This is a genomic window from Caulobacter sp. DWR1-3-2b1, assembly GCF_049895765.1.
Lineage (GTDB): Bacteria > Pseudomonadota > Alphaproteobacteria > Caulobacterales > Caulobacteraceae > Caulobacter.
In genome coordinates this window covers 126105-149368 of sequence record NZ_JAFCSZ010000002.1, presented here as the reverse complement: position 1 = coordinate 149368, position 23264 = coordinate 126105, and the positions used below count along the sequence as shown (strand labels likewise).

General features: G+C 68.3%; 20 protein-coding genes. 10 read left to right on the top strand and 10 right to left on the bottom strand.

From position 1 onward, the window contains the following. Positions 1-110 precede the first annotated feature (110 nt). Positions 111-824 (top strand): lysoplasmalogenase, encoded by a 714-nt coding sequence (locus ACP69S_RS02685; protein ID WP_425994605.1) that lies wholly within the window; start codon positions 111-113, stop codon positions 822-824. A 94-nt stretch (positions 825-918) separates the two neighbouring features. On the opposite strand, the gene ACP69S_RS02680 is transcribed toward ACP69S_RS02685, so the two are convergent. The 5 genes from ACP69S_RS02680 to ACP69S_RS02660 all read right to left on the bottom strand — a co-directional run bounded on the left by ACP69S_RS02680 (position 919) and on the right by ACP69S_RS02660 (position 7398). After that, complete coding sequence (locus ACP69S_RS02680) at positions 919-2700, bottom strand: feruloyl-CoA synthase (protein ID WP_425994603.1); 1782 nt, start codon at positions 2698-2700, stop codon at positions 919-921. Between the two features lie 30 nt (positions 2701-2730). Beyond that, entirely contained in the window at positions 2731-3948 is a 1218-nt protein-coding gene (locus ACP69S_RS02675) for an RNA polymerase sigma factor (RefSeq protein WP_425994601.1), read from the bottom strand. A gap of 134 nt (positions 3949-4082) precedes the next feature. Beyond that, on the bottom strand, positions 4083-4436 hold the full coding sequence (locus ACP69S_RS02670; RefSeq protein ID WP_425994599.1) for a YciI family protein: 354 nt from the start codon (positions 4434-4436) through the stop codon (positions 4083-4085). A gap of 329 nt (positions 4437-4765) precedes the next feature. Continuing rightward, entirely contained in the window at positions 4766-6100 is a 1335-nt protein-coding gene (locus ACP69S_RS02665) for a dihydroorotase (RefSeq protein WP_425994597.1), read from the bottom strand. 119 nt (positions 6101-6219) lie between these two features. After that, on the bottom strand, positions 6220-7398 hold the full coding sequence (locus ACP69S_RS02660; RefSeq protein WP_425994595.1) for a glycosyltransferase family 9 protein: 1179 nt from the start codon (positions 7396-7398) through the stop codon (positions 6220-6222). A 110-nt stretch (positions 7399-7508) separates the two neighbouring features. Here ACP69S_RS02660 and ACP69S_RS02655 point away from each other — a divergent pair, with 110 nt between their 5' ends. Beyond that, a complete protein-coding gene (locus ACP69S_RS02655; RefSeq protein ID WP_425994593.1) occupies positions 7509-8333 on the top strand; it encodes a YgfZ/GcvT domain-containing protein in 825 nt (274 codons plus the stop codon). A 55-nt stretch (positions 8334-8388) separates the two neighbouring features. Further along, complete coding sequence (locus ACP69S_RS02650; protein ID WP_425994591.1) at positions 8389-8979, top strand: DNA-3-methyladenine glycosylase I; 591 nt, start codon at positions 8389-8391, stop codon at positions 8977-8979. Positions 8980-9620: 641 nt separating this feature from the next. On the opposite strand, the gene ACP69S_RS02645 is transcribed toward ACP69S_RS02650, so the two are convergent. Continuing rightward, positions 9621-10997 carry an MFS transporter gene (locus ACP69S_RS02645; protein WP_425994589.1) on the bottom strand — a complete coding sequence of 459 codons (1377 nt, stop codon included), beginning with the start codon at positions 10995-10997 and terminating at the stop codon, positions 9621-9623. An 864-nt stretch (positions 10998-11861) separates the two neighbouring features. Then, positions 11862-12752 carry a glycoside hydrolase family 16 protein gene (locus ACP69S_RS02640; protein ID WP_425994587.1) on the bottom strand — a complete coding sequence of 297 codons (891 nt, stop codon included), beginning with the start codon at positions 12750-12752 and terminating at the stop codon, positions 11862-11864. Between the two features lie 85 nt (positions 12753-12837). Between ACP69S_RS02640 and ACP69S_RS02635 the strand changes: the two genes are divergently transcribed. Both ACP69S_RS02635 and ccrM read left to right on the top strand, forming a co-directional pair. Continuing rightward, the gene (locus ACP69S_RS02635) at positions 12838-13485 is read left to right on the top strand and encodes a ribonuclease HII (RefSeq protein WP_425994585.1); all 648 of its coding nucleotides are present in this window, start codon (positions 12838-12840) and stop codon (positions 13483-13485) included. A gap of 138 nt (positions 13486-13623) precedes the next feature. Beyond that, positions 13624-14700, top strand: a complete 1077-nt coding sequence (gene ccrM, locus ACP69S_RS02630) for an adenine-specific DNA-methyltransferase CcrM (protein WP_425994583.1) — start codon at positions 13624-13626, stop codon at positions 14698-14700. On the opposite strand, the gene mutY is transcribed toward ccrM, so the two are convergent. Then, on the bottom strand, positions 14697-15752 hold the full coding sequence (gene mutY / locus ACP69S_RS02625; protein ID WP_425994581.1) for an A/G-specific adenine glycosylase: 1056 nt from the start codon (positions 15750-15752) through the stop codon (positions 14697-14699). The two genes, ccrM and mutY, sit on opposite strands and share 4 nt — an antisense overlap. Before the next feature lie 56 nt (positions 15753-15808). Here mutY and ACP69S_RS02620 point away from each other — a divergent pair, with 56 nt between their 5' ends. From ACP69S_RS02620 to smc, 4 genes are all read left to right on the top strand, one after another. Beyond that, positions 15809-16354 (top strand): DUF721 domain-containing protein, encoded by a 546-nt coding sequence (locus ACP69S_RS02620; protein WP_425994579.1) that lies wholly within the window; start codon positions 15809-15811, stop codon positions 16352-16354. A gap of 138 nt (positions 16355-16492) precedes the next feature. Next, positions 16493-17119 carry a DsbA family protein gene (locus tag ACP69S_RS02615; RefSeq protein WP_425994577.1) on the top strand — a complete coding sequence of 209 codons (627 nt, stop codon included), beginning with the start codon at positions 16493-16495 and terminating at the stop codon, positions 17117-17119. Between the two features lie 10 nt (positions 17120-17129). Further along, positions 17130-17741, top strand: a complete 612-nt coding sequence (locus ACP69S_RS02610; RefSeq protein ID WP_425994575.1) for a thioredoxin domain-containing protein — start codon at positions 17130-17132, stop codon at positions 17739-17741. Between the two features lie 19 nt (positions 17742-17760). Next, positions 17761-21207: a chromosome segregation protein SMC gene (gene smc, locus ACP69S_RS02605; RefSeq protein ID WP_425994573.1), complete on the top strand. Its 3447-nt coding sequence runs from the start codon at positions 17761-17763 to the stop codon at positions 21205-21207. 3 nt (positions 21208-21210) lie between these two features. Here the strand turns inward: smc and ACP69S_RS02600 are convergent, their stop codons facing one another. Together ACP69S_RS02600 and ACP69S_RS02595 are read right to left on the bottom strand one after the other, a co-directional pair. Further along, positions 21211-22008, bottom strand: coding sequence for a TSUP family transporter (locus tag ACP69S_RS02600; RefSeq protein WP_425994571.1), 798 nt, complete (start codon positions 22006-22008; stop codon positions 21211-21213). Between the two features lie 96 nt (positions 22009-22104). Then, positions 22105-22488 (bottom strand): DUF6481 family protein, encoded by a 384-nt coding sequence (locus tag ACP69S_RS02595; RefSeq protein ID WP_425994569.1) that lies wholly within the window; start codon positions 22486-22488, stop codon positions 22105-22107. 395 nt (positions 22489-22883) lie between these two features. Between ACP69S_RS02595 and ACP69S_RS02590 the strand changes: the two genes are divergently transcribed. Then, positions 22884-23264 carry an AtpZ/AtpI family protein gene (locus ACP69S_RS02590; protein WP_425994995.1) on the top strand — a complete coding sequence of 127 codons (381 nt, stop codon included), beginning with the start codon at positions 22884-22886 and terminating at the stop codon, positions 23262-23264.

Here is a 23264-nt window from a genome sequence, read left to right as displayed (position 1 = left end):
CGACATTTCGCGGGAGGCGCCAACACAGCTTGCGAAAAACGCCCCCCTCGCGCCAGTCTGGCCGCCACAAGCCGCCGTAAAGCGCGGCCAATCGAGGGGACGGATTTCGCATGGACACCAAGGACAGGATGGCTCGCTGGGTGCTGGTCGCCTCGATCATCGCCGGCGTCAGCTATGTGGCGTCATGGGACCGGGGCCTGCCACAAGCCGCCGAGCTGACCTGGAAGGGTCTCGGCGTCGGCCTGCTCGCCGTCTATGCGATGCTAAAGGCCAGGAGCCTCGACGGTTGGCTGCTGGTCGCGGTGATGGCGTTCGGCGCCCTGGGCGATGTGCTGCTGGGCGCGATGGGCCTGACCGTCGGAGCGCTGGCCTTCCTGGTCGGGCACCTGATCGCCATCGGCCTCTATCTGCGCAACCGGCGACAGACGCTGTCGCGCAGCCAGCTGGCCCTCGCCGTCGTGCTGGTCCCGGCGACGGTGATCATCGCCTGGCTGCTGCCGTCCGACCGCGCCGGCGCGTCGGGCGTGGCGCTCTACAGCCTGGGCCTTTCGCTGATGGCCGCCACCGCCTGGATCAGCCGCTTCCACCGCTTCCGGGTCGGGATCGGAGCGGTGATGTTCGTGGTGTCGGACCTGTTGATCTTCGGTCGCGCCGGACCGCTGGCGGACAGCTTCGTCGTCGGGCTGGGCGTGTGGGGGCTGTATTATTTCGGGCAGTTGCTGATCTGCGTCGGGGTGGTTCAAGGACTGAACCCTTCTCCCCTTGCGGGAGAAGGTGGCCTGCGAAGCAGGTCGGATGAGGGCTCGCACAGCCCTGTCCGCTAAGCCGCGACGGCAAAGCATCACCGCCCGTCGACCCCTCATCCGTCGGCTGCGCCGACACCTTCTCCCGCAGGGGGAGAAGGAAGGGTCGTGCGGCTTAGAACACCATCACCCCATCGTCCGCCACATCCGCGAACAACCGCTCCAGCTCGACCGGCCGGCGGTCCCGCGCCAGGGCCTGGTTGATATAACCCTTGTCGGTCAGCTCGCCCGAGGCGGCGTCCGGCGCGCCTTCGAGGATCAAAGCGCGGGCCACCTTGCCGCCGCCCTTGGCCGTGGCGTTCAGCTGCTCCAGTCCCGTCCGGATCGCCTCCCGCACCGCCGAAGCGTCGCCTAGCCGCGCCGCGGCCGTGGGATCGACGAACAGCATCAGCCCCACGCCATCCTGCCCTTCGCCGCAGACCAGGGCGTCGGACACCACCCCGCCGATGGCCGACACCGCCGCCACCCGCAGCGCGCCGGCGGCCACGAAGGTGCCGCTGGCCAGTTTGAAGTTTTCCACAAGGCGACCGTCAAAGACGAGACCGGCGGCCGGGTTCTCCGGGTCCGCCAGCCGCGCCGCGTCGCCCAGGCGATAGAAGCCTTCCTCGTCAAAGGCGTCGCGCGAGGCCTTGGGCTGATCCAGATAGCCCGGCGAGACCTGCGGCCCCTTGACCCGGATCTCGAACTTGTCGCCGGCCGGGACCAACTTCACGGCCGTGCCCGGCGTCGGCAGGCCGATCATGCCAGAGCGGGCGTTCAGCCAGTGGATGTTGCAGGCCGTCGGGCCGGTCTCGGTCGCGCCATAGCCGGCGGCGAAGGTCACCCGCTCGCCGATGGTCCGCACGGCAACGGCCTGAACCCGGTCGAGGATCGACTGGGCCATCGAGGCGCCGCCATATTGCAGCACACGGACCTTCTCGAAGAACTTCGCCGCCAGGGCCGCGTCGCGCTCCAGCTCGCCGACCAGCAGGCCCCAGCCGGCGGGGACCATGTTGTGATAGGTCGTGGCCACCTCGCGCAGGTTTCGCAGGGTCTCGGCGAACCGCGTCGGCGTGGGCTGGCCGGCGTCGATGTACAGCGTCCCGCCCCGGTGCAGCACCATGTGCAGTATGGCATTGGCGCCGAGGCTGTGGCTCCAGGGCGCGGAATTGACCAGCACCGGCGGCTCGGGATCGGCGTAGCAGGCCTCGATCTGAGCGGCGTTCAGCGCGATGTTGGCGTGGGTGCAGATCACCGCCTTGGGCTTGCCGGTCGAGCCCGAGGTCAGCAGCAGCTTGGCGACATCGCCGGGCTGGCAGACCGGAGGAGTGGACTGCGCTTCGGGAAGATCCGTAAACGGAATATGTCCATCACCCGCGTTGTGGCTAACGATGACTGGCAGCCCCGCCAGGAACGGCGCGGCCAGCGCCGCGCCGAACGCCCGGGCGTCGTCGACATAGACCGCCGCCGGCTTCAGTCGCTCGACGGCGAACTCTAGCCGGGACAGGTCCGCGCCCGCCAGGCCGTACTGGGGCGACACCGGCGAGATGGGCGCGCCCAGGCTCATGGCCGCATAGCCGATCAGGGCGTGATCGATGCCGTTGCGGGCCAGGATCAGCAGCGGCTGGTTCGGTCCGAGACCGAGGGCTTTCAGCCCGCCGGCCAGAGCCTCGATCTTCGTCCTGGCGTCAGCGAAAGTGATCGTCCGCCAACTCTCGCCGTCACGCTCGGCCAGCCAAACCCGGTCCGGCGCTTCGACAGCCCAACGCGCCAGAGGCGCGGTCACGGTCTGCACGGAATCTGAATAGGCCATCGGATTGCGCAGGATCAGCGCGTCGTCGCGCTGTTCGACATCAAGGGCGCGCGGCGCGTAGCGGGCGTCGCGGAAGGGGGCCGTAGCGGGGGATGATCCGTCCATCGCTTCTTATCCCGCGCCTCATACGCCTGTTCAATCCATGACAAGCGCGTTGCGGCGACGCTCCAGCCACATCCGTTCGGCGGGACCGGGGTCCAGGGCCAGGGCGCGGTCATAGGCGGCCCGCGCCTCAGCCGCTCGGCCGAGCCGCGCCAGCAGGTCGGCGCGCAGGGCGTGGAAGGGTGCGAAGTCGGCAAGCCCGGTCGGGTCCAGCCCCTCAACCTCGACCAAGGCGGCCTGAGGCCCGGCGATCTGCGCCAAGGCCACCGCCCGATTGAGCCGCACCACCGCATCGTCTCGCCAGTCCAGCAGGGCGTCGTAAAGGCGTAACACAGTGCCCCAGCGCGGCGGCTCGGCAAGGCTCCTGCGGCCGCACCAGACAGCGTGGATCGCCGCCTGCAACTGACGCGGACCCGGCCGGTCAAGGTCGGCGGCGCGGCGCAGAAGCCGCTCGGCCTCGCGCATCAACGGCTTGCGCCAGGGGGCCGGGTCCTGTTCCGACAGCGGAATCATGGCCCCGGTCTCGTCCAGCCGAGCCGGACGCCGCGCCTCGGCGTAGCGGACCAGGGCCGCCAGACCCAGACACTCGGGCTCGCCTGGCAGCAGCTCCGCCAGGGCGGTTGTCAGGGCCAGCATCTCGCGGGCGTAGCCAGCATGGGCGCCGGCCCCCGCCGCGTCCTCGTGGGCCTTGGCGTAGGCCACTTCCAGAGTCGAGAGCACCGCGGAGAGCCGCTGCGTCCAGGCTTCGGGGCCGGGGATCTCGAACGGCTCGCCCGACTGGGCGATCCTGCGCTTGGCGCGGGCCAGACGCTGGAACATGGCCGGCTCGGCCACCAGAAAGGCGCGGGCGATCTCGCGCACGCTGAGGCCGCAGACCAGACGCAGAGTCAGGGGCGCGCGAACCTCGACCGGCACGACCGGATGGCAGCAGACAAAGATCAGCCGCAGCCGCTCATCGGGGATCATGGCGTCATTGGAGGTCATGGCCTCCTCCACGCTGGGCGCCGGCTCGGGTGGATCGGGCGCGAGGCGACCCCGCACGTCGCGCCGCCGCACGGCGTCCAGGGCCGCACGACGCGCCGTGGCGTACAGCCAGGCGGCCGGATCGTTGGGCGGCCTGGACGGCCAGACCGCCGCCGCGCGGGCGCAGGCCTCGGCATAGGCCTCTTCGGCGAGGTCGAGGTCGCGGAATGAGGCGGCCAGAGCGGCGATGATCCGCCCTCCGACCTCCCGCGCGGTTAGGTCCGGCACCCCGCCGGCCGCCGCTGCGCCTAGAGCCCTTTCCGACCTGATGGCTTCATTAGGGTCGGGAAAAAAGAGCTCTAAATCAAAAGTTTAGAGCATTTTTCGATCCGATAACCGTTTCACACTTATCGGAAAATGCTCTAGCAGTGATCCCCAGGCGCACGCACCTCGACCTTGCCGCCGGGCGACAGTGGGATCTTGCGAGCCCAGGCGATGGCGGTTTCCCGGTCAGGCACATCGACCATGTAGTAGCCGCCCAGCTGCTCGCGGGTCTCGGCGAACGGTCCGTCATGCACGACGCCGTCCCTGGTCACCGTCGCAGCGGTCGCAGCGGTCGCAGCCGAGGCCAGTTCCGAACCGCTCCACTCGATCCCCGACGCCGCCAGCTCTTCGGTCAGGGCCATATGTCCGGCGATGATCCGGGCTCCCAGCTTTTCGCCCGCCTCGCCGGCGTACTCGGCTTCGTTTTCGTAGATCAGCAGCATGTACTTCATGGCGGGTCTCCCATCTGGCGAGCGCACGCCGCGCCGCTTTCAGGGCAGAGACGCGCGAGGTCGACGGGATTCGACAGGGGAATGGGGAAAAGTCGAGTGGCCGGCCGCAAGGTCCTCCCCCTGACGGGGCCCTGAAGGGGGAGGCTTCGCACACGGAGTTACCGGGAAAAGGCTGTCATCCCGGACAGCCCCGGCGAAAGCCGGAGGCAGATCCGGGACCGCCGGGAGCGCTGAGTTCAGGCGTCGGTCCCGGATCTGCGCGCTTGTCCGGGATGACAACCGTCTTTGGTCATACGGGATCACCTCCCCGCCAGGGGGAGGATTTACAGTCAGCCCGCCAGCGTCTCCAGGAACCGCACCGGCTCCCCACGCCCTTCGGCGATGATCTCGTCATCCCGCATCACCACGATCCCGCGCACGATGGTGGCCATCGGCCAGGCCTTGGCCTCGAAGCCGTCGAAGGGGGTCCAGCCCGAGCGGGTGGCCATCCAGTCGTGGGTGATGGTCCGCCGCGCCTTCATGTCGACGATGGTGAAGTCGGCGTCGAAACCCTCGGCGATGCGGCCCTTGTCGGCCAGGCCGAACACGCGATTGACGCCGTGGCTGGTCAGGTCGACGAAGCGCTCCAGGCTCAGCCTGCCATCCACCACATGGGTCAGCATGACGGGAACGAGCGTCTGGACGCCCGGCATGCCCGAAGGCGATGCCGGATAGGGCCGGGCCTTTTCCTCGCGGGTGTGGGGGGCGTGGTCGGAGCCGAGCACGTCGGCGATGCCGGTCTCGATACCGCGCCAGATCCCGGCCACGTGGTCGGCCGAGCGGATCGGCGGGTTCATCTGGGCAAAGCCCTTCAGCCGCTCATAGGCTTCCGGCGCCACCAGGGTCAGGTGCTGGGGCGTGACCTCGACCGAGGCGACGTCCTTGTTCTGGGCCAGGAAGTCGATCTCTTCCTTGGTTGTCACATGCAGCACGTGGATGCGCTTGCCCAGGCTCTTGGCGATGCGCACCAGACGGTGGGTCGATTGCAAGGCGGCCTGGGCGTCGCGGACCTCAGGGTGGCTTGTCCAGTCGCCGGGGCGGGCCAGATGGCGGCGGTCGGCCAGACGGTACTCGTCCTCCGAGTGGAAGGCGGCGCGGCGGTTCACATGCCGCAGCACGTTCTCGACGCCCTCGTCGTCCTGCACCAGCAGCGAGCCGGTCGAAGCGCCCATAAACACCTTGATGCCGCAGCAGCCCGGCAGGCGTTCAAGTTCGCCCAGGAACGTCGCGTTCTCGTGGGTGCCGCCCACATAGAAGGCGTGGTCGGTGTGCATGCGGTTCTTGGCGCGGACCAGCTTGTCGGCCAGGGCTTCGGGATCGGTGGTGGTCGGCTCGGTATTGGGCATCTCGAACACGGCGACCACGCCGCCCAGGGCCGCGCCGCGCGAGCCGCTCTCGAGGTCTTCCTTCCACTCCAGGCCGGGCTCGCGGAAGTGGACCTGGCTGTCGATGACGCCCGGCAGGACGGTCAGGCCGGTGGCGTCGAAGATTTCGCCAGCGCTGGCCTGGGACAGATCGCCGATGGCGACGATCTTGCCGCCTCGCACCCCGATGTCGGTGAAGCCCCGGCCCGCGTGATTGATCACCTCGCCGCCACGCACGATCAGGTCGAAGGTCGGGGTCATGGGACGGCTCCTCAGGAAGGTTTGAGGCGGTCTATGACCGCGATCTTCCGCGATCAACTAACTTCTTGCTGACCATCACAAACCTTCGTCATCTCCCGATTGTTCGGAGACGACGACTATCAGGTCCGGTCGGTATCGATTCGCGGCTCGACCGCCTCGGCCAGAGGCTCTGGATCGGCCTCAACTTCGACCGCAACGAACCGCTCGGGCATGATGATCGCCGGCTCGGGGCGTTCGGGCGCGGCTTCCGGCGCCGCCTCAGAGTCAGCCTCGATCACCGCCTCCGGCTCAACCGCTACCGCAGCCATCCCCGCCGCCCGCGCCTCGATCAGCAACGCCTTGGCCGCCTTGACCACCTTCGCTACCGGCAGGTCGCTCATGTGGCGGATGGCTTGCGAGAGGTCCGGATCGACAGCCAGGAATTGCTCGAACTCGCGCGGCCCCCGCACGGCGCGGGTCAGCGGCCCCCAGGGCGCGTAGCGGCGCTCGTCGGAGGGGCCGAACAGGCCGATGGTCGGCGTCCCGGCCGCGGCGGCGATGTGCATCAGGCCGCTATCATTGCCGATGAACAGGTCGGCGCGCTTGAGGCAGGCATAGGCGGTCAGCAGATCGACCTTGCCTGTCAGGTCCACGCAGCGCCCCCGCGCCGAGGCCATCCGCAGTTCCTCGACCATGCGGCCGTCTTCCGGTCCGCCCAGGATCAGCAGGCGACCGCCGGCCATGGGGCCATCGGGACCCAGCAATTGACCCGAGGTCTGAGCGAAGCGCTCGATCGGCCAGACCTTGCCCACCCAATTGGCGGCGGGGCCCATGGCCAGCAGCGGACCGGCGGCCTCGCCCCTTTTCGGAGCCAGCATCTGGTCGGCCAGGGCCTGGACCTCAGGCGTGATGTAAAGATGCGGAGCCGGCGGCGCGCCTTCCAGCTTCAGCACCCGGGCCGCGTCGATCACCTTGTGGACGACCTCGCCGGGGACCTTCTTCCAGATCGCCCGCTTGTCGCGGCGCAGGAACAGGGCGGTGCCAGAGCCGCGCAAATCGACGATCAGGCTCCACTTTCTGTGGCGCACCTGGTTCCACAGCTTGAACCAGTGACCCTTGCCCTTGCCCTTTTCCATGACAATCACCCGGTCGAGACCGGGCACATGGGCGAAGAGGGGCGCGGCCAGCGGGCCGGCGACAATCGTGAAGCGGGCGTTGGGAATTTCGTCCGCCAGCATGCGGATCAGGCCGGACGACAGCACGGCGTCGCCGATCCGCGTGGCGGTGATGAAAAGTATCGGGAAGGCCCGCTGTGTCATCGGACCATCTATAGGCCGCCATCTGAGTCGGCGCATCCCGCTATAGCGGCTCAGCTTTCCAAACAGCGAAGGACTGGCGCCGGCGTCGCCAGGGCGCCACATTTGCGGACATGACCACGCCCGCCCCCGTCCCCTTTGCACAAGCTCACCTGTCGTCCCGCGCCGTCATCGCCCTCAGCGGTCCCGACTGGCGCGCGTTAATGCAGGGGCTGATCACCCAGGATGTCGAGACCCTGGCGATGGGGGAGCTGCGGCTGGGCGCGATCCTCACCCCGCAGGGGCGGTTGCTGTACGACCTGTTCATCGCCGGAACCGAAGGCGGCGCCCTGCTGGACGTGGCCGCCCAGCACCGCGAGGCGATCATTCTGCGCCTGACCATGTATCGCCTGCGGGCCAAGGTTGAGATCGCGGCCAGCGACCTGACCGTCACCGCCATCTTTCCCGCCGACGAGACGCTGCGCGCCGACGAAGGCTTCTTCCGCGATCCGCGCCTGCCGGCGTTGGGCGCCCGCGCCTACGGCTTGGCCGCTGCTCCGACAACGGGCGAAGACGCTTACGACGCATACCGCCTGGCCCTGGGCGCGCCCGGTCCGGCCGACTGGCTGAGCGACAAGACCTATCCCATCGAGGCCAATTTCGACCTGCTGAACGGCATCGACTTCAAGAAGGGCTGTTTCGTCGGCCAGGAAACAACCAGCCGCATGAAGCGGCGCGGAACGATCAAGACCCGCATGCTGCCCATCGTGTTCGACGGCCCTGCCCCGGCTTTCGGCGCCGAGATCCTGGCGGGCGAGCTTCGCGCGGGCGAGGTGCTGTCAGGCCACGACGGCCGCGCCATGGCCGCCCTGCGCCTGGACCGCATCGAAGCCGGCGGCCTCACCGTGGACGGGCGACCGGTCAGCGTCGACCGGCCGGACTGGATGCCTGCGGCCTGAGCCTGTTCACGAAAAGTTCTGGAAATCGCGGCGCGGTTGAGCCAAGCTCGACCGCATGACCGAGCTTCAGCGTTGCACCACCTGGAAGGGCATGGCGGGCGACCCCGTCTACGAGGCCTATCACGACACCGAATGGGGCGTGCCGGAGTACGGCTCCCGCGCCCTGTGGGAGAAGCTGGTCCTCGACGGCTTCCAGGCCGGCCTGTCGTGGATCACCATCCTGCGCAAGCGCGACGCCTTCCGCGCCGCCTTCGCCGACTTCGACCCCGAGGCCGTCGCCCGCTTCGGAGAGGCCGATCGCGCCCGGCTGATGGCCGACGCCGGCATCATCCGCTCCAACGCCAAGATCGACGCGGCCATCAGCGGCGCGCGGATCTATCTGGACATGCGCGAGCGCGGCGAGGACCTCAGCGACATGCTCTGGGGCATGGTCGGCGGCGCCCCGGTGCAGAGCGCCTGGAACCCAGAGACCAGCACGCCGGCCCGCACGCCCCTGGGCGACGACATGGCCAAGACGCTGAAGGCCAGGGGCTTCAAGTTCTGCGGGCCGGTGATCGTCTATGCGTTCATGCAGGCGACGGGGCTGGTGAATGATCACCTGACGACGTGCTACCGGCATGAGGAGTGCCGGGCGATGGGGCGGTAGCCTTGCCAATTTTTGCCAAGAACCCCGCTCCCCAGCGCCTGCGCAATCTCCTGCTGGACGGCGCCGCCTCGGCGCCAGGCGCAAAGACGGACGCCCGCTATTTCGATGCGCTTAGAGCGCGCGTGCTCAATAGCGGACCCCTTCTCCCATAGGGAGAGGGTTGGGGTGAGGGGTCACAGTGTCGGACGGAGTGCCGGCACGCCTTCAAGCCTCGTAACCCCTCACCCTCCCACCGCTTCGCGGCGGGCCCCTCCTTCTCCCTATGGAAGAGGGAATTTTAGATCCGCCACAGTCGAAGCCGACCAAACCCAGCCCTCCCCCAAACCCCATGGTGGAACGGTTGCGCCGGCGACCGGCTTGGTCAAGGACGGCCTCGCCAGAGGTCGCCGCGCAGCGGACGCCGGAGGCGGTCCTTGAGGAAGGCGGGCGGCGGAGCCAGACTCGCCGCCGGGGTTTCGGGGTGCGGCCGCCTCAGCAGCATAAACCACCGTCATCCCGGGGCTTGTCCCCGGGACCCATGGTTCAGGCGGCACGGGAAGCGCAAGCCAAGTGCGCGCGCACTTGGCTCCTCCTGCCCTTGCGGCGGAAAGATGGGTCCCGGGGACAGGCCCCGGGATGACGGGGGTTATCTGAGCGAGGTCTCAGGACGCGGCAGCCTCCCCCTCCCCACCCCGCGCATAGGCCGCCGCCAACTGCCGGTAATGCCGTGAATTGAACGCCACCACCGTCGCCACCACGCCCACCATCCCCGCCAGCGTAAACACCAGCGCCATCCCCCGCGCCGGTCCTCGGCCGAACCAGTCGCCAATGGCGTCAGCGCCTGCGCCGTCGGTCATGAACGGGATGACGATGAACTGGGTCAAGGGGCCGATCAGGAAGGCGGTCAGGGGCGAGGCGGCCTGCTCGACCGACTGGGCGAAGCCGAACACCCGGCCCTGGCGCTCCAGCGGCACCACCTTCTGCAGGGTGGTGTGTTCGGCCGCCTCGGCATAGGGGCCCAGCAGCATCCAGACGAAGCACCCGGCCGCCAGCAGCACGATGGATGGCTGCAGGGTGAAGACGCAGCACACCGACCAGGTGATCAGATTGACCAGCAGCAGGGTGCGCAACGGGCTGGCGCCCAGGCCGGTCCTGGAGATCACGATCCCGCTGAGGATGAAGGCCGTCGACAGGAAGCCAAACAGCAGGCCCCAGGTCTGGACCGAGACCAGCGACAGGCCATAGGCGTCCAGCAGCGCCATGAAGATGCCGCCCAGGAAATTGTTGAAACAGGCAAACAGGATCAGGGCGAACAGGCCCGGCACGGCGCTGATCACCTTCATCGTGCCCTGGATATCGACCCGCCGGCGCCCCGGCGCTGCGTCAGCCGCCGGCTCGGCGCGCGGCTCGTCCACCCGCACCAGCAGCAGATGGACCAAGACGACCACGGTCAGGGCCAGGGCGAAGACCAGGGTGTAGCGCATCCCGCCCCAGGCCACGAGGAAGCCGCTGATCACCGAGGTGGTCAGGAAGCCGACGCCGCTGACCATGCCGACCAGGCCATTGGCCTTGTCGCGCCGGTCTTCGGGAATGAGGATCGTCACCAGGGTCGGCAGGGCGATGCTGCGGATATTGCCGGCGATGACGCCCAGCATGGTCAGCCAGATGAACACCCACAGCCACGGCCCGGCCACATCGGCCATCGCCCCCTTCGGCGCCAGTTCGTGGAGGGCCAGGGCGACCGCGTAAAGCGCCAGTGACGCCAGGGTGGAACCCAGCATGGCCGTCTTCTTCAGGTGATGGTCCACCAGGCTGCCGAACCAGAAGCCCGACCCGGCGGTCAGCACCAGATAGATGCCCGCGACCATGCCGGTGGCGAACACCGAGCGGGTCTCCAGATAGACGTAGAAGGTCAGAGCGAACCAGACCGTGAAATTGGTGATGTTGGCGACCAGATTGTTGCCGAGCAGGTGATAAAACACGGACTCGGGACGGCGCGGGCCAGCCTGGCTTTCGGGGTCGGATGGTATGCTCGTCATGCCGCGAGCCATGCCAGCCGATCATGACGGGCGCAACGCGTGGTGACCAGGTCCTCCCCCTGAAGGGGGAGGCGGCCGTCAGGCCGGTGGGGGAAGACCGCACCGAGTCAGCAGCACTTCCCCCTCCGATCGCTTCGCGATCCCCTCCCCCTTCAGGGGGAGGACTTGTCCGCGCTCTATCCCCTGTGGATAGCGAATCGAAGTCAGTAAAATCAATGTCTTGAAGATTTATCGCCCTTGCGTATCCCCCGCTCCGAAACCTGATGGATACTGCTCCCTGTCCCCGTCGCAGGGGGAGGGCGCTTGGTACCGGCCTGATGCGGCGACGGGTGATGAAGCTGAGCGGGGCCGCGCGGTCACGCGGCGGGGACGATGGTGGTCTGTTCGTTGGATTGATCCGGGACCACCGGACCACTCGCAGGTGAGACAGCGCGGAATAAAGGAGGGCGGGGGTCAGAAGCCGCCTATCGCACATCGTCGGCGTCGAGACGGATAGCCGATCGACGAGATGCGCGCCCGTCCGGGGGTTAATTGGGAATCAGAGCTGAAACTCACGCTCGTGTGCCCCGATCCTCACGGTCAAGAACAGCTTGGCGAAGCGGACAGGTCGAACCGAAACGCACAAAACACATCACGGTCATCCGGGTTCGCCCCGGCCGCTTCGCGCCTCCCCGACCAGCTCAGCGAGTGATCGCGTGAGATCGCTAGCCTGTATCCGCCAAAGATCCTCTCCCCGTGGGAGAGGTGTCGGCGCAGCCGACGGAGAGGGGCTGCCGACGGAGAGGGGCTGCCATGAACAGAAGAGACTTCCCCCTCCGGCGCTTCGCGCCACCTCCCCCGACAGGGGGAGGATCTTCAACGCCACTACCGCTGGCTGACCCGCACCCAGTCCACCTCCATCGTCGCCGGCAAGGCGCCCTCGTCCACGCCCTTGGCGTTGGCGCCCTCGGGCCAGGCGCCGCCGAAGGCCAGGTTGAGGATCAGGTGGAAGGGCCGGTCGAACGGCGCGGGCGAGGCCTTGCCGTCCACGGGCTTCCAGTCATCCGCTGTGGCCTTGAAATAGCGGACGCCGTCGACGAACCAGGCGATCTGGCCCGGCGACCATTCCACCGCATAGACGTGGAAGCCGTCGGCCGACGGCGGCATCTGGACCGGCCCCCCGTGCTGGCGGTGATCAGCGCCGAAGCCCTTGCCGAAGTGGATCGTGCCAAAGATCCGGTTCTCGCGACCGCCCGAGCAGGTGTCGCACGGCGCGCCCAGATTGATGGTCTCCAGGATGTCGATCTCGCCCGATTTGGGCCAGCCGCCATAGGCATCGCTCTCTGGCATCATCCAGATGGCCGGCCAGACGCCCTGGCCGCTCGGAACACGCGCCCGGGCCTCGATCCGGCCATACCGCCAAGAGGCCTTGCCTCTGGTCAGGACCTTGCCCGAGGCGAAGGCGCCGGTCTTCAGCGGCCCATCCGGCGGTCCCCACGGATTGGCGATGGCGGTGGTCGGACGCTTCAAGGCCGTCAGACGCAGGACGCCGTCCTTGACCGTGACGATATCCGGAGCGTCGGTGTAGCATTGACGCTCGTTGTTGCCGCCGCCTCCACAATCGACCGCATGAGACCATTTGGAGAGATCCAGGGCGGCGCCGTCGAACTCGTCGGACCAGACCAGCCGCCAGGGCTTCTCCGCCGCGCAGCCGCTGGTGGCGGCCAGGAGGGTCGAGACGAGAGCCGCCAGGGCCAGATGTTTTCGCGGAGCCATTGCCGACCTCATGAACCAGACGGCCGCCAGCCTAGGCGCCGGAGCGGCATTCACAACCCCGGCAAATCTGCCTATGGATGGCCCCATGCCTCCTGGTCCCGACATGATGCTGGAACTGGCCTGCGGACCCGGCCCGGTCTGCGGTGTGGACGAGGCTGGCCGTGGCCCGTGGGCCGGGCCGGTCAGCGCCGGGGCGGTGATCCTGGATCCGGGCCGCATCCCCGAAGGCCTCAACGACTCCAAGAAGCTCACCGCCAAGGCCCGTGCGGCCCTGGAGATCGAGATCAAGGCCACAGCCATAGCCTGGGGCGTAGGCCTGGCCAGCATCGAGGAGATCGAGGAGCTCAATATCCTGCATGCGGCCGGCCTGGCCATGTGCCGGGCCATCGAGGCCTTGGCGGTCAAACCCGCCTTCGCACTTGTGGATGGCAATTACCGCTTCAAGCTGCCCTGCCCGATCAAGACGGTGATCAAGGGCGACAGCCTGTCGTGCTCGATCGCCGCGGCCTCGATCCTGGCCAAGGAAGCCCGCGACCGGATCATGATCGAGATGGACGGCGTCTATCCCGGCTATGGCTTCGCCGGCCACAAGGGCTATCACGCGCCCATCCATGTCGAGGGCCTGAGGAAGCTGGGGCCCTCACCCATCCACCGCATGGGCTGGGCGCCCGTGAAGGCGGCCCTGGCGGGCGACCTGTTCCACGACATGGCGGGCGAAAACCTGGAGGCCTGATCGCGCACGAGATTGTGAGTCCAATAAGACTCAAATCGACGCATCGAGGGTGGATTAACGCCTCGCTAACCACGCTTCGACACGTCCCGTTTACCAGCAAGACTCATGATTCCGCTGGCTGTTTTACAGGACGCGGACATGACCTTCGGGCCAGAGACCATCATTCAAGGCGACTGCATCGAGGCGATGAACGCCCTGCCCGAGAAGTCGGTCGACCTGATTTTCGCCGATCCGCCCTACAATCTGCAACTGGGCGGCGACCTGCTGCGCCCGGACAATTCCAAGGTCGACGCGGTCGACGACCACTGGGACCAGTTCGAGAGCTTCGCGGCCTACGACAAGTTCACCCGCGAATGGCTGAAGGCCGCCCGCCGGGTGCTCAAGGACGACGGCGCGATCTGGGTGATCGGCAGCTATCACAACATCTTCCGCGTCGGCGTGGCCGTGCAGGACCTGGGCTTCTGGATCCTCAACGACGTCATCTGGCGCAAATCGAACCCCATGCCCAATTTCAAGGGCACCCGTTTCGCCAACGCCCACGAGACCCTGATCTGGGCCTCCAAGAGCCAGGCCGCCAAGCGCTACACCTTCAATTACGACGCCCTGAAGATGGCTAATGACGAGGTGCAGATGCGCTCGGACTGGACCATCCCGCTGTGCACCGGCGAGGAGCGCATCAAAGGGTCCGATGGCCACAAGGCCCATCCGACCCAGAAGCCGGAAGCCCTGCTGTACCGAGTGATCCTGTCGACGACCAAGCCGGGCGACGTGATCCTGGACCCGTTTTTCGGCGTCGGCACCACCGGCGCGGCCGCCAAGCGCCTGGGCCGCCGCTTCGTCGGCATCGAGCGCGAGACTGACTATATAGAGCACGCCAAGGCCCGCATCGCCAAGGTGATCCCCATTGCGCCGGAAGACCTCGACGTGATGGGCTCCAAGCGCTCGGAGCCGCGCGTGCCGTTCGGCACCATCGTCGAGAGCGGCCTGCTCAGCCCCGGCGACACCCTGTTCTGTTCCAAGGGCGCCCATGCCGCCAAGGTGCGGGCCGACGGCTCGATCACGGTGGGCGACCTGTCAGGCTCGATCCACAAGATCGGCGCCCTGGTGCAATCGGCCCCAGCCTGCAACGGCTGGACCTACTGGCACTTCAAGACCGACGCGGGTTTGGCGCCGATCGACGTGCTGCGGGCTCAGGTTCGGGCGGGGATGAATTAGGGCAATTGCTCGCCCGCCATCGCCGCCTTCAGGAATACGCTGGGTAGGGCGCCCAGCCCCTCGCGTGGCGTCCAGACGAAGTCGCCCCCAAGACCCGGGGAGCCGTCGGCGGCGAACACCCGCAGGGTCAGCGAAAAGTGCGTGAAGACGTGCTCGATCGCGCCCCGATCGCGCCAGGCGGCGGAGAGCGGCGCGGCGGCGATGGCCTCTTCGTCCGACCACGGAACCCCGCGCCAGTCGCTGGTCGGCAGGCCCAGCATCCCGCCCAGAAGGCCCTTGGGCGGACGGCGGATCAAGGCGACTTCCTCGCCCCGCTTCAGCAAATAGGCGACACCGTAACGACGCGGCCGATCCGCCTTCTTCGTCTTGCGCGGATAGGTCTCTGGGGCGCCGGTCTTTCGGCCTTCGCACCAGGTCGAGATCGGGCAGAGGTCGCACAGCGGGCTCCTGGGCCGGCAGACCGTGGCGCCCAAATCCATCAGCGCCTGAGCCCAGTCGCCGGGCCGGTCGGCGGTGACAAGATCGGCGGCCAGTTCCTTCAACTTCGGCTTGGCGTCAGGCACGGGGACCCCGACGGCGAACAGCCGCGCCATCACCCGCTCGACATTGCCGTCGACGACGTTGGCTTCGCGGTCGAAGGCGATGGCCGCCACGGCGGCGGCGGTATAGGCCCCGACACCCGGCAGAGCGCGCAGGCCCTCCTCGGTATCGGGAAACACCCCGCCGTGCTGGCCGGCCACGGCCCGGGCGCAGGCCAGCAGGTTGCGAGCCCGGGCGTAATAGCCAAGCCCCGCCCAGGCCGCCATCAGGTCGCCGTCCTCCACAGCCGCCAGGTCAGACACTGTCGGCCAGCGCTGGGTGAAGCTCAGGAAATAGGGCGTGGCGTGCGGCACGGTGGTCTGCTGCAGCATCACCTCCGACAGCCACACCCGGTAAGGATCGCTGCGGACGCCCGCTCGCCGGTCGGCGGGCCCCACGCGCCAGGCCAGGTCTCGGGCCTGGCGATCATACCAAGCCAGCAGGGCCAAGCGGAGCGCGTCGCGGTCTTTCATGCCTTCCGCCTACCTCAAACCTCGCATCCAGCGAAGGCCCCGTGCTAGTTTGAGCCATGGCCCGTCGCCCCCTGCCCACCGCCGAAGAGGCCCTCGCGATCCTGCGTCAGCGCCGCACCCGGCCGCCGATCCGGCCGCCGCCGCCAGCCGGCAAAAACCTCGCGCCGCTGCTCAAGGCGCTGGAGGAAAAATACGGTCAGGGTCCGGCCGCCCTGAAGACCCGCTGGAAGGAAATCGTCGGCGAGACCCTGGCTCGTCGCACCGAACCCGTCCGCATCATCAAGGGCCGCAACGGGGCCGGCGGGGCGCTGGAACTGCGGGTCGATGGTCCCGTGGCCTCGCTGATCCAGCATCAGGCTCCGCAGATCACCGCCCGGCTCGACATGCTGCTGGGCAAGGGAACCGTTACTCGCCTGCGCATCGTCCAGGGTCCGCTGAGCGCAGCGCCCCCGCCGGTCGCCGCGCGACCTCGCCGCAAGCCGCCGCTGGACGCCGCGCTCGAACGCCAGTTGACCGACAGCCTGGCCGACCAGCCAGACGGCGGCCTGAAGGACGCGCTGATGAAACTGGGGCGCGGGGTTCTTCGCAACGAACCTGGCTGACGCCCAAACCCCGGCTGGCGCCCAAACATTGACAAGCGCGACTTGATTGCGCTCATGCCAAGGCCTTACCCGCGCCCTTTTCGCACGTCTAAAGAATCGCGCTTAACTCCACTGTTCTCGCCTCAAGGAAGATCGATCATGCGCCCGATGACCCGCCGGCTCCTGACCGCCGTCGCACTCACCGCCTCGCTGGGCGCCGGCCTGTCCGCCTGCTCGCCGAAGGACGCCGGCTCGGCCGACGACATGCGCCTGGGCAATGCCGACGCCAAGGTCACCGTGATCGAATACGCCTCCACCTCGTGCAGCCATTGCGCAGCGTGGAACGAGGAGGTCTTCCCGGCCTTCAAGGCCAAATATATCGACACCGGCAAGATCAACTTCGTCTATCGCGAAGTGCTGACGCCGCCCGCTCAGGTAGCCGCAGCCTCGTTCCTGATGGCCCGCTGCGCCGGCAAGGACAAGTATTTCGAGGTCGTCGATTCGACCTACCGCGCCCAGGAAGAGATGTTCACCACCGGCCAGTTCCGCGAGGTCCTGCTGCGCATCGGCCAGTCGGCCGGTCTGGACGAAGCCAAGTTCAACGCCTGCGTCACCGACGAAAAAGCGCTGAAGGCGATGAACGACCGCATCGAGAAATATTCCAAGACCCAGAACATCCAAGGCACCCCGACCTTCGTCGTCAACGGCAAGATCGTCGGCGACCCGTCGGGCGGCGCGCGCAGCCTGGCCGAGCTGGACGCGGCCATCGCCGCCGCCTCCAAGTAAGGACGCCGCCTTGCCCCTCGACCGTCGCGCGCTGATCATCTCCAGCCTAGTCCTCGCGGCAGGGCCGGCGATGGCGCGCGCCGCGCCGCTGCCGGCCGCGCCCGGCGACATGGTCCTGGGCTCCCCCACGGCCCCGATCCAGCTGGTGGTCTTCGCCTCGCCCAGCTGCTCGCATTGCGGCCACTGGTGGAACGACGACCTGCCGGCGATCCGGAAGGCCTATATCGACACAGGCAAGGTACGACTGGTGTTCCGCGAGTTCCTGACCGGACCCGTCGAGTTCGCCGCCGCCGCCTTCCTGCTGGCCCGTCGCGTGGGTTCGCCGCGCTATTTCGCCGTGCTGGACGCGGTGTTCGCCAAGCAGACCGTTATCCTCCAGAGCGGCAATCTTTGGGAAGGCCTGCTGACTATCGGCAAGGACTTTGGCCTGACCGAGGCGCAGTTCACCGCCGCCCTCGGCGATCAGCAGGCCCTGGCCGCGCTCAATGAACGGGTCGAGATCGCTGGCGTGCGGGACAAGGTCAACCAGACCCCCACCTTCATCTTCGATGGCCGCCGAATTCCCGGCGAACTGACGGTCTACGGGATGAAAACCGCTCTGGCCGCTTCGGCCAAGGGCTGAGGCAGGAGGGGACCGCCGCGTGCAGTTCCAGCGCCTGCGCCTTTCGGGCTTCAAGTCCTTCGTCGAGCCGACCGAGTTCCGGATCGAGCCCGGCCTTACCGGCATTGTCGGGCCCAATGGCTGCGGCAAGTCCAACCTGCTGGAAGCCCTGCGCTGGGTGATGGGCGCCAATTCGGCCAAGGCCATGCGGGCCGGCGGCATGGACGATGTGATCTTCGCCGGCAGCGGCGCGCGCCCGGCCCGCAACCACGCCGACGTCACCCTGACCATCGACAACGCCGACCGCACGGCGCCCGCCCAGTTCAATGACGACCCGGTGCTGGAGGTCGTCCGCCGTATCGACCGGGGCGAGGGCTCGACCTACAAGATCAACGGCCGCGAGGTGCGGGCTCGCGACGTGCAGTTGCTGTTCGCCGACGCCTCGACCGGCGCCAATTCACCGGCCCTGGTGCGTCAGGGCCAGATCAGCGAGCTGATCGGGGCCAAGCCCCAGAACCGCCGCCGCATCTTGGAAGAGGCCGCCGGCGTCTCGGGCCTGCACACCCGCCGCCACGAGGCCGAGCTGCGCCTGCGGGCGGCCGAGACCAATCTCTCGCGCCTCGAGGACGTGGCCCGCGAACTTGAGACGGCGCTGAACCGCCTGCGCCGCGAAGCCCGTCAGGCCGAAAAATACAAGCGCTTGTCCTCCGAGATCCGCGCCGTCCAGGGCGCCGTGCTGTTCGCTCGCTGGAGCGAGGCGCGCGACACCCTGCATCGCACCCAGACGCAGGCCACTGAGGCGGCTCGCGATGTCGAGGACACCGCCCGCGCCTCGGCCGCCGCCCAGGTCGAGATCACGCGCGCCGAAGCCGCCATGCCGCCCCTGCGCGAGGAGGCCGCCATTGCCCAGGCGGTGCTGGGCCAACTGGCCATCCAGAAGGACCGCGCCGAACGCGACGCCGAGGCCGCCGCCGCCGAGTTCCAGCGCCTCTCGGCCGAGCTGGCTCGCATCGACGATGACCGGACCCGCGAGGCCCAGACCCAGCAAGACGCAGTCCAAGCCCTGGCCCGGCTCGACGCCGATCTGGCCGAGGTCCGCGCCCTGGTCGCCGCCGCGCCGGAGCGGGGTCCGGAACTGGCCGCCGCGGCCAAGGCCGCCGAGGAGGCCCGCGCCGACGCCGAGGCCGTAGTCGAGCAACTGGCCGCTCGCGCCGCCGCCGAGGACGCCCGAGCTCGCGCCTCCGCCGCCCGCCTTTCCGACGCCGAGGGGCGGATGGCCCGCACGGTCCGCGCCCTGGACCAGGCCAGAACCGAGCGCGGCGCTCTGAGTCCCGAGACCGATCCGGCCGCCGCCGACGCCCGCCAGCGCCTTGCCAATGCCGAGGCCGCGCTCACCGCCGCCCGCGCCGCCCTCGAGGCCGCCGAGGCCGAGCGGGCCAGGACCGCCGAGCAGGAAGCCATGGCCCGCCAGTTTGCTCGCAGCCTGGAAGACCAACTGGGCCGCCTGCGCACCGAGGCCCGGGGCCTGGCCCAACTGACCGCGCCTCGCAGCAAGAGCGGCCACGCCCCGGCGCTGGACGCCGTTTCGCCCGACAAGGGCTATGGCGCAGCCCTGGCTGCCGCGCTTGGCGATGATCTGGATGCGGCGCTGGACGCCAGGGCTCCATCCTATTGGGGCGGGGCCGAGGCCTTATCGCCGGCTTGGGCCAATGGCGCCCTGCCCTTGGCCCCGCTGGTCAAGGCGCCGCCGGAACTTGCGGCGCGCTTGGCCCTGACCGCCGTAGTCGACCGCTTTGATGGCGACAGACTGCAAAAAACTCTAAGCCCAGGTATGCGTCTGGTCTCCAGGGAAGGCGACCTGTGGCGTTGGGACGGCTTTGTCGCCCGCGCCGACGCCCCCAAGCCCGCCGCCGTGCGGCTGGAGCAACGCACTCGCCTGGCCGAGGTCGAGATCGAAATAGACCTTACCGCGCCACGCGCCGAAGCCACCGCCGCTGCCTTGAAAGCCGCCTCGGATCGGCTACGCCTCGCCGAAGACGCCCTGCGCGACAAGCGCCGGGGTCCACCGGACGCCGAACGCCTGATGACCGGGGCGCGCGACGCCCTCGCGCAGTTCGAGCGCGCCTCCGCCCTGCGCGCCGCCCGCGCCCAGTCGCTGGACGAGACCATCGCCCGCTTCCAGGCCGAGCATGCCGAGGCCGAGACCGCCCTGACCACCGTTCGCGCCGAACATGCCGGCGCGGAGGGCGCGGCCGATCTGGCGCCGCAACTCGCCCAGGCCCGGCAGGCCGCCGCCGCGGCGCGGGAAGCGGCCTCGACGGCCCGGGCCACGCTCGACATCGAGACCCGCGAGCGGGCCGGCCGCCAGGGCCGGCTGCAAAGCCTGGAACGCGATCACGTCGACTGGGCTCGCCGGGCCGAGGCCGCTAGCAAGCGCACGGACGGTCTTGAAGCCGACCGGATCAAGGCCGCCGCTGCTCTGGAGGCCGTCCGCGAAGCGCCGTCGACCTTGAAGGAAAAGCTGCTCGTCCTGCTCGACGAGTTCGGCGCCGCCGAGGCCCGGCGGGCCAAGGCCAGCGACGCGCTGGAAGAGGCCGAGACCGCGCGGCTGGCCACCGACCGCACCGCCCGCGCCGCCGACCAGGCTGCGGGCGAGGCGCGCGAGCGCCGCGCCGCCCTGGTCGCCCATCTGGACGGCGCTCGCGGCCGCTTCGCCGAGATCGCCGGCAACATCCGCGAATCGGTCCGCATGGAGCCCGAAGAGCTGGGCCGCCACGTGGCCGGCGAGGCGGTGGCGATCCCCAAGGACGCCACCGGGGTGGAGGCTCACCTGTTCGCCCTCGAACGCGAACGCGACGCCATTGGTCCCGTGAACCTGCGGGCCGAGGAAGAGGCCCAAGAATATGCCGGTCGGCTGGAAACCATGCGCACCGAGCGAGCCGACCTGTCGGGCGCCGTCGGCAAGCTGCGGGCCGGCATCGAGGAACTGAACGCCGAAGGCCGCGAGCGGCTATTAGCCGCCTTCGAGGTGATCAACGCCCACTTCCAGACCCTTTTCCAGGCCCTGTTCGGCGGCGGCCAAGCCGAGCTGCGACTGATCGAGAGTGACGATCCACTGGAGGCTGGCCTCGAAATCTACGCCTGCCCGCCCGGCAAGCGCATGGCCTCGATGAGCCTGATGAGCGGCGGCGAGCAGGCCCTGACGGCCAGCGCCCTGATCTTCGGCGTCTTCTTGGCCAATCCGGCCCCGATCTGCGTGCTGGACGAAGTCGACGCGCCGCTGGATGACGCCAATGTCGATCGCTACTGCAACATGCTCGACGAGATGCGTCGCCGCACCCAGACGCGGTTCATCGCCATCACCCACAATCCGGTGACCATGAGCCGGATGGATCGCCTGTTCGGGGTGACCATGGGCGAGCGCGGCGTCAGCCAGCTGGTCAGCGTCGATCTGTCGACGGCCGAGCAACTGGTTGCGGCTCAGTAACCTTCAGCCGCCGATCAGATGCGCAAGCGCCTGCCGCAGCGGGTTTTGCGGGTCGGCCAGCAGCTTCACGGCCATAGCGCACGACATCACCACCAGCAGCGGCCGGATCAGCTTGGCTCCGAACCGCATGGCCAGGCGTGAGCCGACCTGAGCGCCGAGAAAGGCGCCCGCCGCCATGGCCAGACCGATCGGCCAGATCACCGCGCCCTTGAAAATGAACAGGATCAGGCTGCCCAGATTGCTGGCGGCGTTGGCCAGCTTGGTATGGGCCGTGGCCTTCAGCGCGCCGTAGCCCAGCAGGGTCACGAAGGCGACCATGTAGAAGGCCCCGGCGCCTGGACCGAATATGCCGTCATAGAATCCGATCAATGGCGCTACAAAACCGGCGAAGACCGGCAGGGTCAGACGCAGGGCCGCGTCCTGGGCCTTCAAGGCTTTCGAAAGACCGAAATACACCGCGATGACGAGGAGCAGGATCGGAACCAACGCCGCCAGGAAGCGCGGCGACAGCAGGCTGGCGCACAGGGCGCCGCAAAGCCCGGCGACCGCGGCGGCGGCGGCGACCGGCAGAGCGGTCTTCCAGGCGATCAGGCCGCGACGAGCGAAGGCGAGGGTAGAGGAGACCGAGCCAAACGAGCCCTGCAGCTTGTTGGTGCCCAGGGCGGAAACCGGATCGAGGCCGGCCAGCAGCAAGGCCGGTACGGTCAGCAGTCCTCCGCCGCCAGCTATGGCGTCGAAGGCCCCAGCGAGCGCGGCCACGGCGAACAGGGTCGCCAGCAGTTCAGGTTGGACAGGGTCCATGGGCCGCCCTCCCGCATGGCTGGCTAAGAGCCAGGACCATGCAGTCGAGTCGCGGCTCGGAGGGAGGGGGAAAGAGCGAGGGCTCCTCCCGCCCGATCAACCGATCAGATTGCCCCACTCGTGAGCGCGGGCGCTCTTGGTGTTGCGGCCCAGGGAGCGAAGCTGCTCGCGCTGGGCGGCTTTCTCGTCCTTGCGCATCTTCTGCTCGGCGGCGGCGTCGGTCTTGCGTTCCTTTCGCTCGGCGCGCTTGGCGGCGAGGATCGCTTCCTGCTTGGCCAGCTGCTCCAGGCGAACCACCTCGCGAGCGGCGGCGCGGGCGGCGCGCACGGCTTCCAGTTCGGCGGCGCGAAACTCTTCGCGCTTGTCGAAATCAGGATCCGTAACGGTAGGCTTGGGCTTCATTTTCGCCAGCATGGCCTTCTTGGCCTCGGCGGCGGCGGAGATACGATCGGAGAAACCGGTGTTCTTCAGATGCGACATGAATCTTCTGGCTTAGGGAAAAGTCGCGGCTCTAAAAGCGCGGAATGTCGCAAAAAGCAATGCGTCATCCTGCGCGCGCGTGCAGCCCGCGACCGGGTGCGGCTGATATGTCGCGCGGTCCCCGTTGTTCAAGACGAGCGGCCCATTCTTTTCCATAAACCGCATCGCCAGAGCGGCTTTTGTCCTCAGCGGACCGGGAGCCGAGGCGGCGTCGCAAGGATTTGCCCGCCAGCGGACAGCGCGGCGCAAAACGCGTTATTATACAGTCGCTTGCAACACTCCAAGCCAACCTTGACGCACCGCAGCGAGGTCTATAGGTTCCGCCGCGATCAAGCTGGCCGGAAATGCGCTTCTTTCAAGCGTATCCGCAGGCGTTTTCGGACCTGACCGCTCCCATGCCCAAGGCCGACGAACCGAACGACAAGGCTCTGAAAAGCCTCGACGCTCGGCTCGACGCATTTGAGGCCAAGAAGGCGGCGGAACAGCCGATACGCGCCGAAAACGAGAAATCGTCCCAGGACGGCTATCGGCTTCTGGCGGATTTGATTGGCGGCGTCTTGGTGGGGCTCGGCTTTGGCTGGCTGCTCGACCGGTTCGCCCACACGGCGCCCTGGGGCATGGTCGGCGGTCTGCTGATCGGCATGGGGGTGTCGATATTCTCCGTCGTCCGCAAGGCGACGAAACTGAGCGCGCAGGCGTCGACGCAAGCTCCCAAGGAGCAGGTCGGCGAAGACACGGGAGGCGGGTCTACCGCCCCCAAGCAGAAGAGAGACTAG

Excerpts from the sequence above, each read along its gene's own strand:
- ACP69S_RS02685 (WP_425994605.1), top strand. The coding sequence starts at position 111 with ATGGACACCAAGGACAGGATGGCTCGCTGGGTGCTGGTCGCCTCGATC.
- ACP69S_RS02680 (WP_425994603.1), bottom strand. The coding sequence starts at position 2,700 with ATGGACGGATCATCCCCCGCTACGGCCCCCTTCCGCGACGCCCGCTAC.
- ACP69S_RS02670 (WP_425994599.1), bottom strand. The coding sequence starts at position 4,436 with ATGAAGTACATGCTGCTGATCTACGAAAACGAAGCCGAGTACGCCGGC.
- ACP69S_RS02665 (WP_425994597.1), bottom strand. The coding sequence starts at position 6,100 with ATGACCCCGACCTTCGACCTGATCGTGCGTGGCGGCGAGGTGATCAAT.
- ACP69S_RS02660 (WP_425994595.1), bottom strand. The coding sequence starts at position 7,398 with ATGACACAGCGGGCCTTCCCGATACTTTTCATCACCGCCACGCGGATC.
- ACP69S_RS02655 (WP_425994593.1), top strand. The coding sequence starts at position 7,509 with ATGACCACGCCCGCCCCCGTCCCCTTTGCACAAGCTCACCTGTCGTCC.
- ACP69S_RS02650 (WP_425994591.1), top strand. The coding sequence starts at position 8,389 with ATGACCGAGCTTCAGCGTTGCACCACCTGGAAGGGCATGGCGGGCGAC.
- ACP69S_RS02645 (WP_425994589.1), bottom strand. The coding sequence starts at position 10,997 with ATGACGAGCATACCATCCGACCCCGAAAGCCAGGCTGGCCCGCGCCGT.
- ACP69S_RS02640 (WP_425994587.1), bottom strand. The coding sequence starts at position 12,752 with ATGGCTCCGCGAAAACATCTGGCCCTGGCGGCTCTCGTCTCGACCCTC.
- ACP69S_RS02635 (WP_425994585.1), top strand. The coding sequence starts at position 12,838 with ATGCCTCCTGGTCCCGACATGATGCTGGAACTGGCCTGCGGACCCGGC.
- ccrM (WP_425994583.1), top strand. The coding sequence starts at position 13,624 with ATGACCTTCGGGCCAGAGACCATCATTCAAGGCGACTGCATCGAGGCG.
- mutY (WP_425994581.1), bottom strand. The coding sequence starts at position 15,752 with ATGAAAGACCGCGACGCGCTCCGCTTGGCCCTGCTGGCTTGGTATGAT.
- ACP69S_RS02620 (WP_425994579.1), top strand. The coding sequence starts at position 15,809 with ATGGCCCGTCGCCCCCTGCCCACCGCCGAAGAGGCCCTCGCGATCCTG.
- ACP69S_RS02615 (WP_425994577.1), top strand. The coding sequence starts at position 16,493 with ATGCGCCCGATGACCCGCCGGCTCCTGACCGCCGTCGCACTCACCGCC.
- ACP69S_RS02600 (WP_425994571.1), bottom strand. The coding sequence starts at position 22,008 with ATGGACCCTGTCCAACCTGAACTGCTGGCGACCCTGTTCGCCGTGGCC.
- ACP69S_RS02595 (WP_425994569.1), bottom strand. The coding sequence starts at position 22,488 with ATGTCGCATCTGAAGAACACCGGTTTCTCCGATCGTATCTCCGCCGCC.
- ACP69S_RS02590 (WP_425994995.1), top strand. The coding sequence starts at position 22,884 with ATGCCCAAGGCCGACGAACCGAACGACAAGGCTCTGAAAAGCCTCGAC.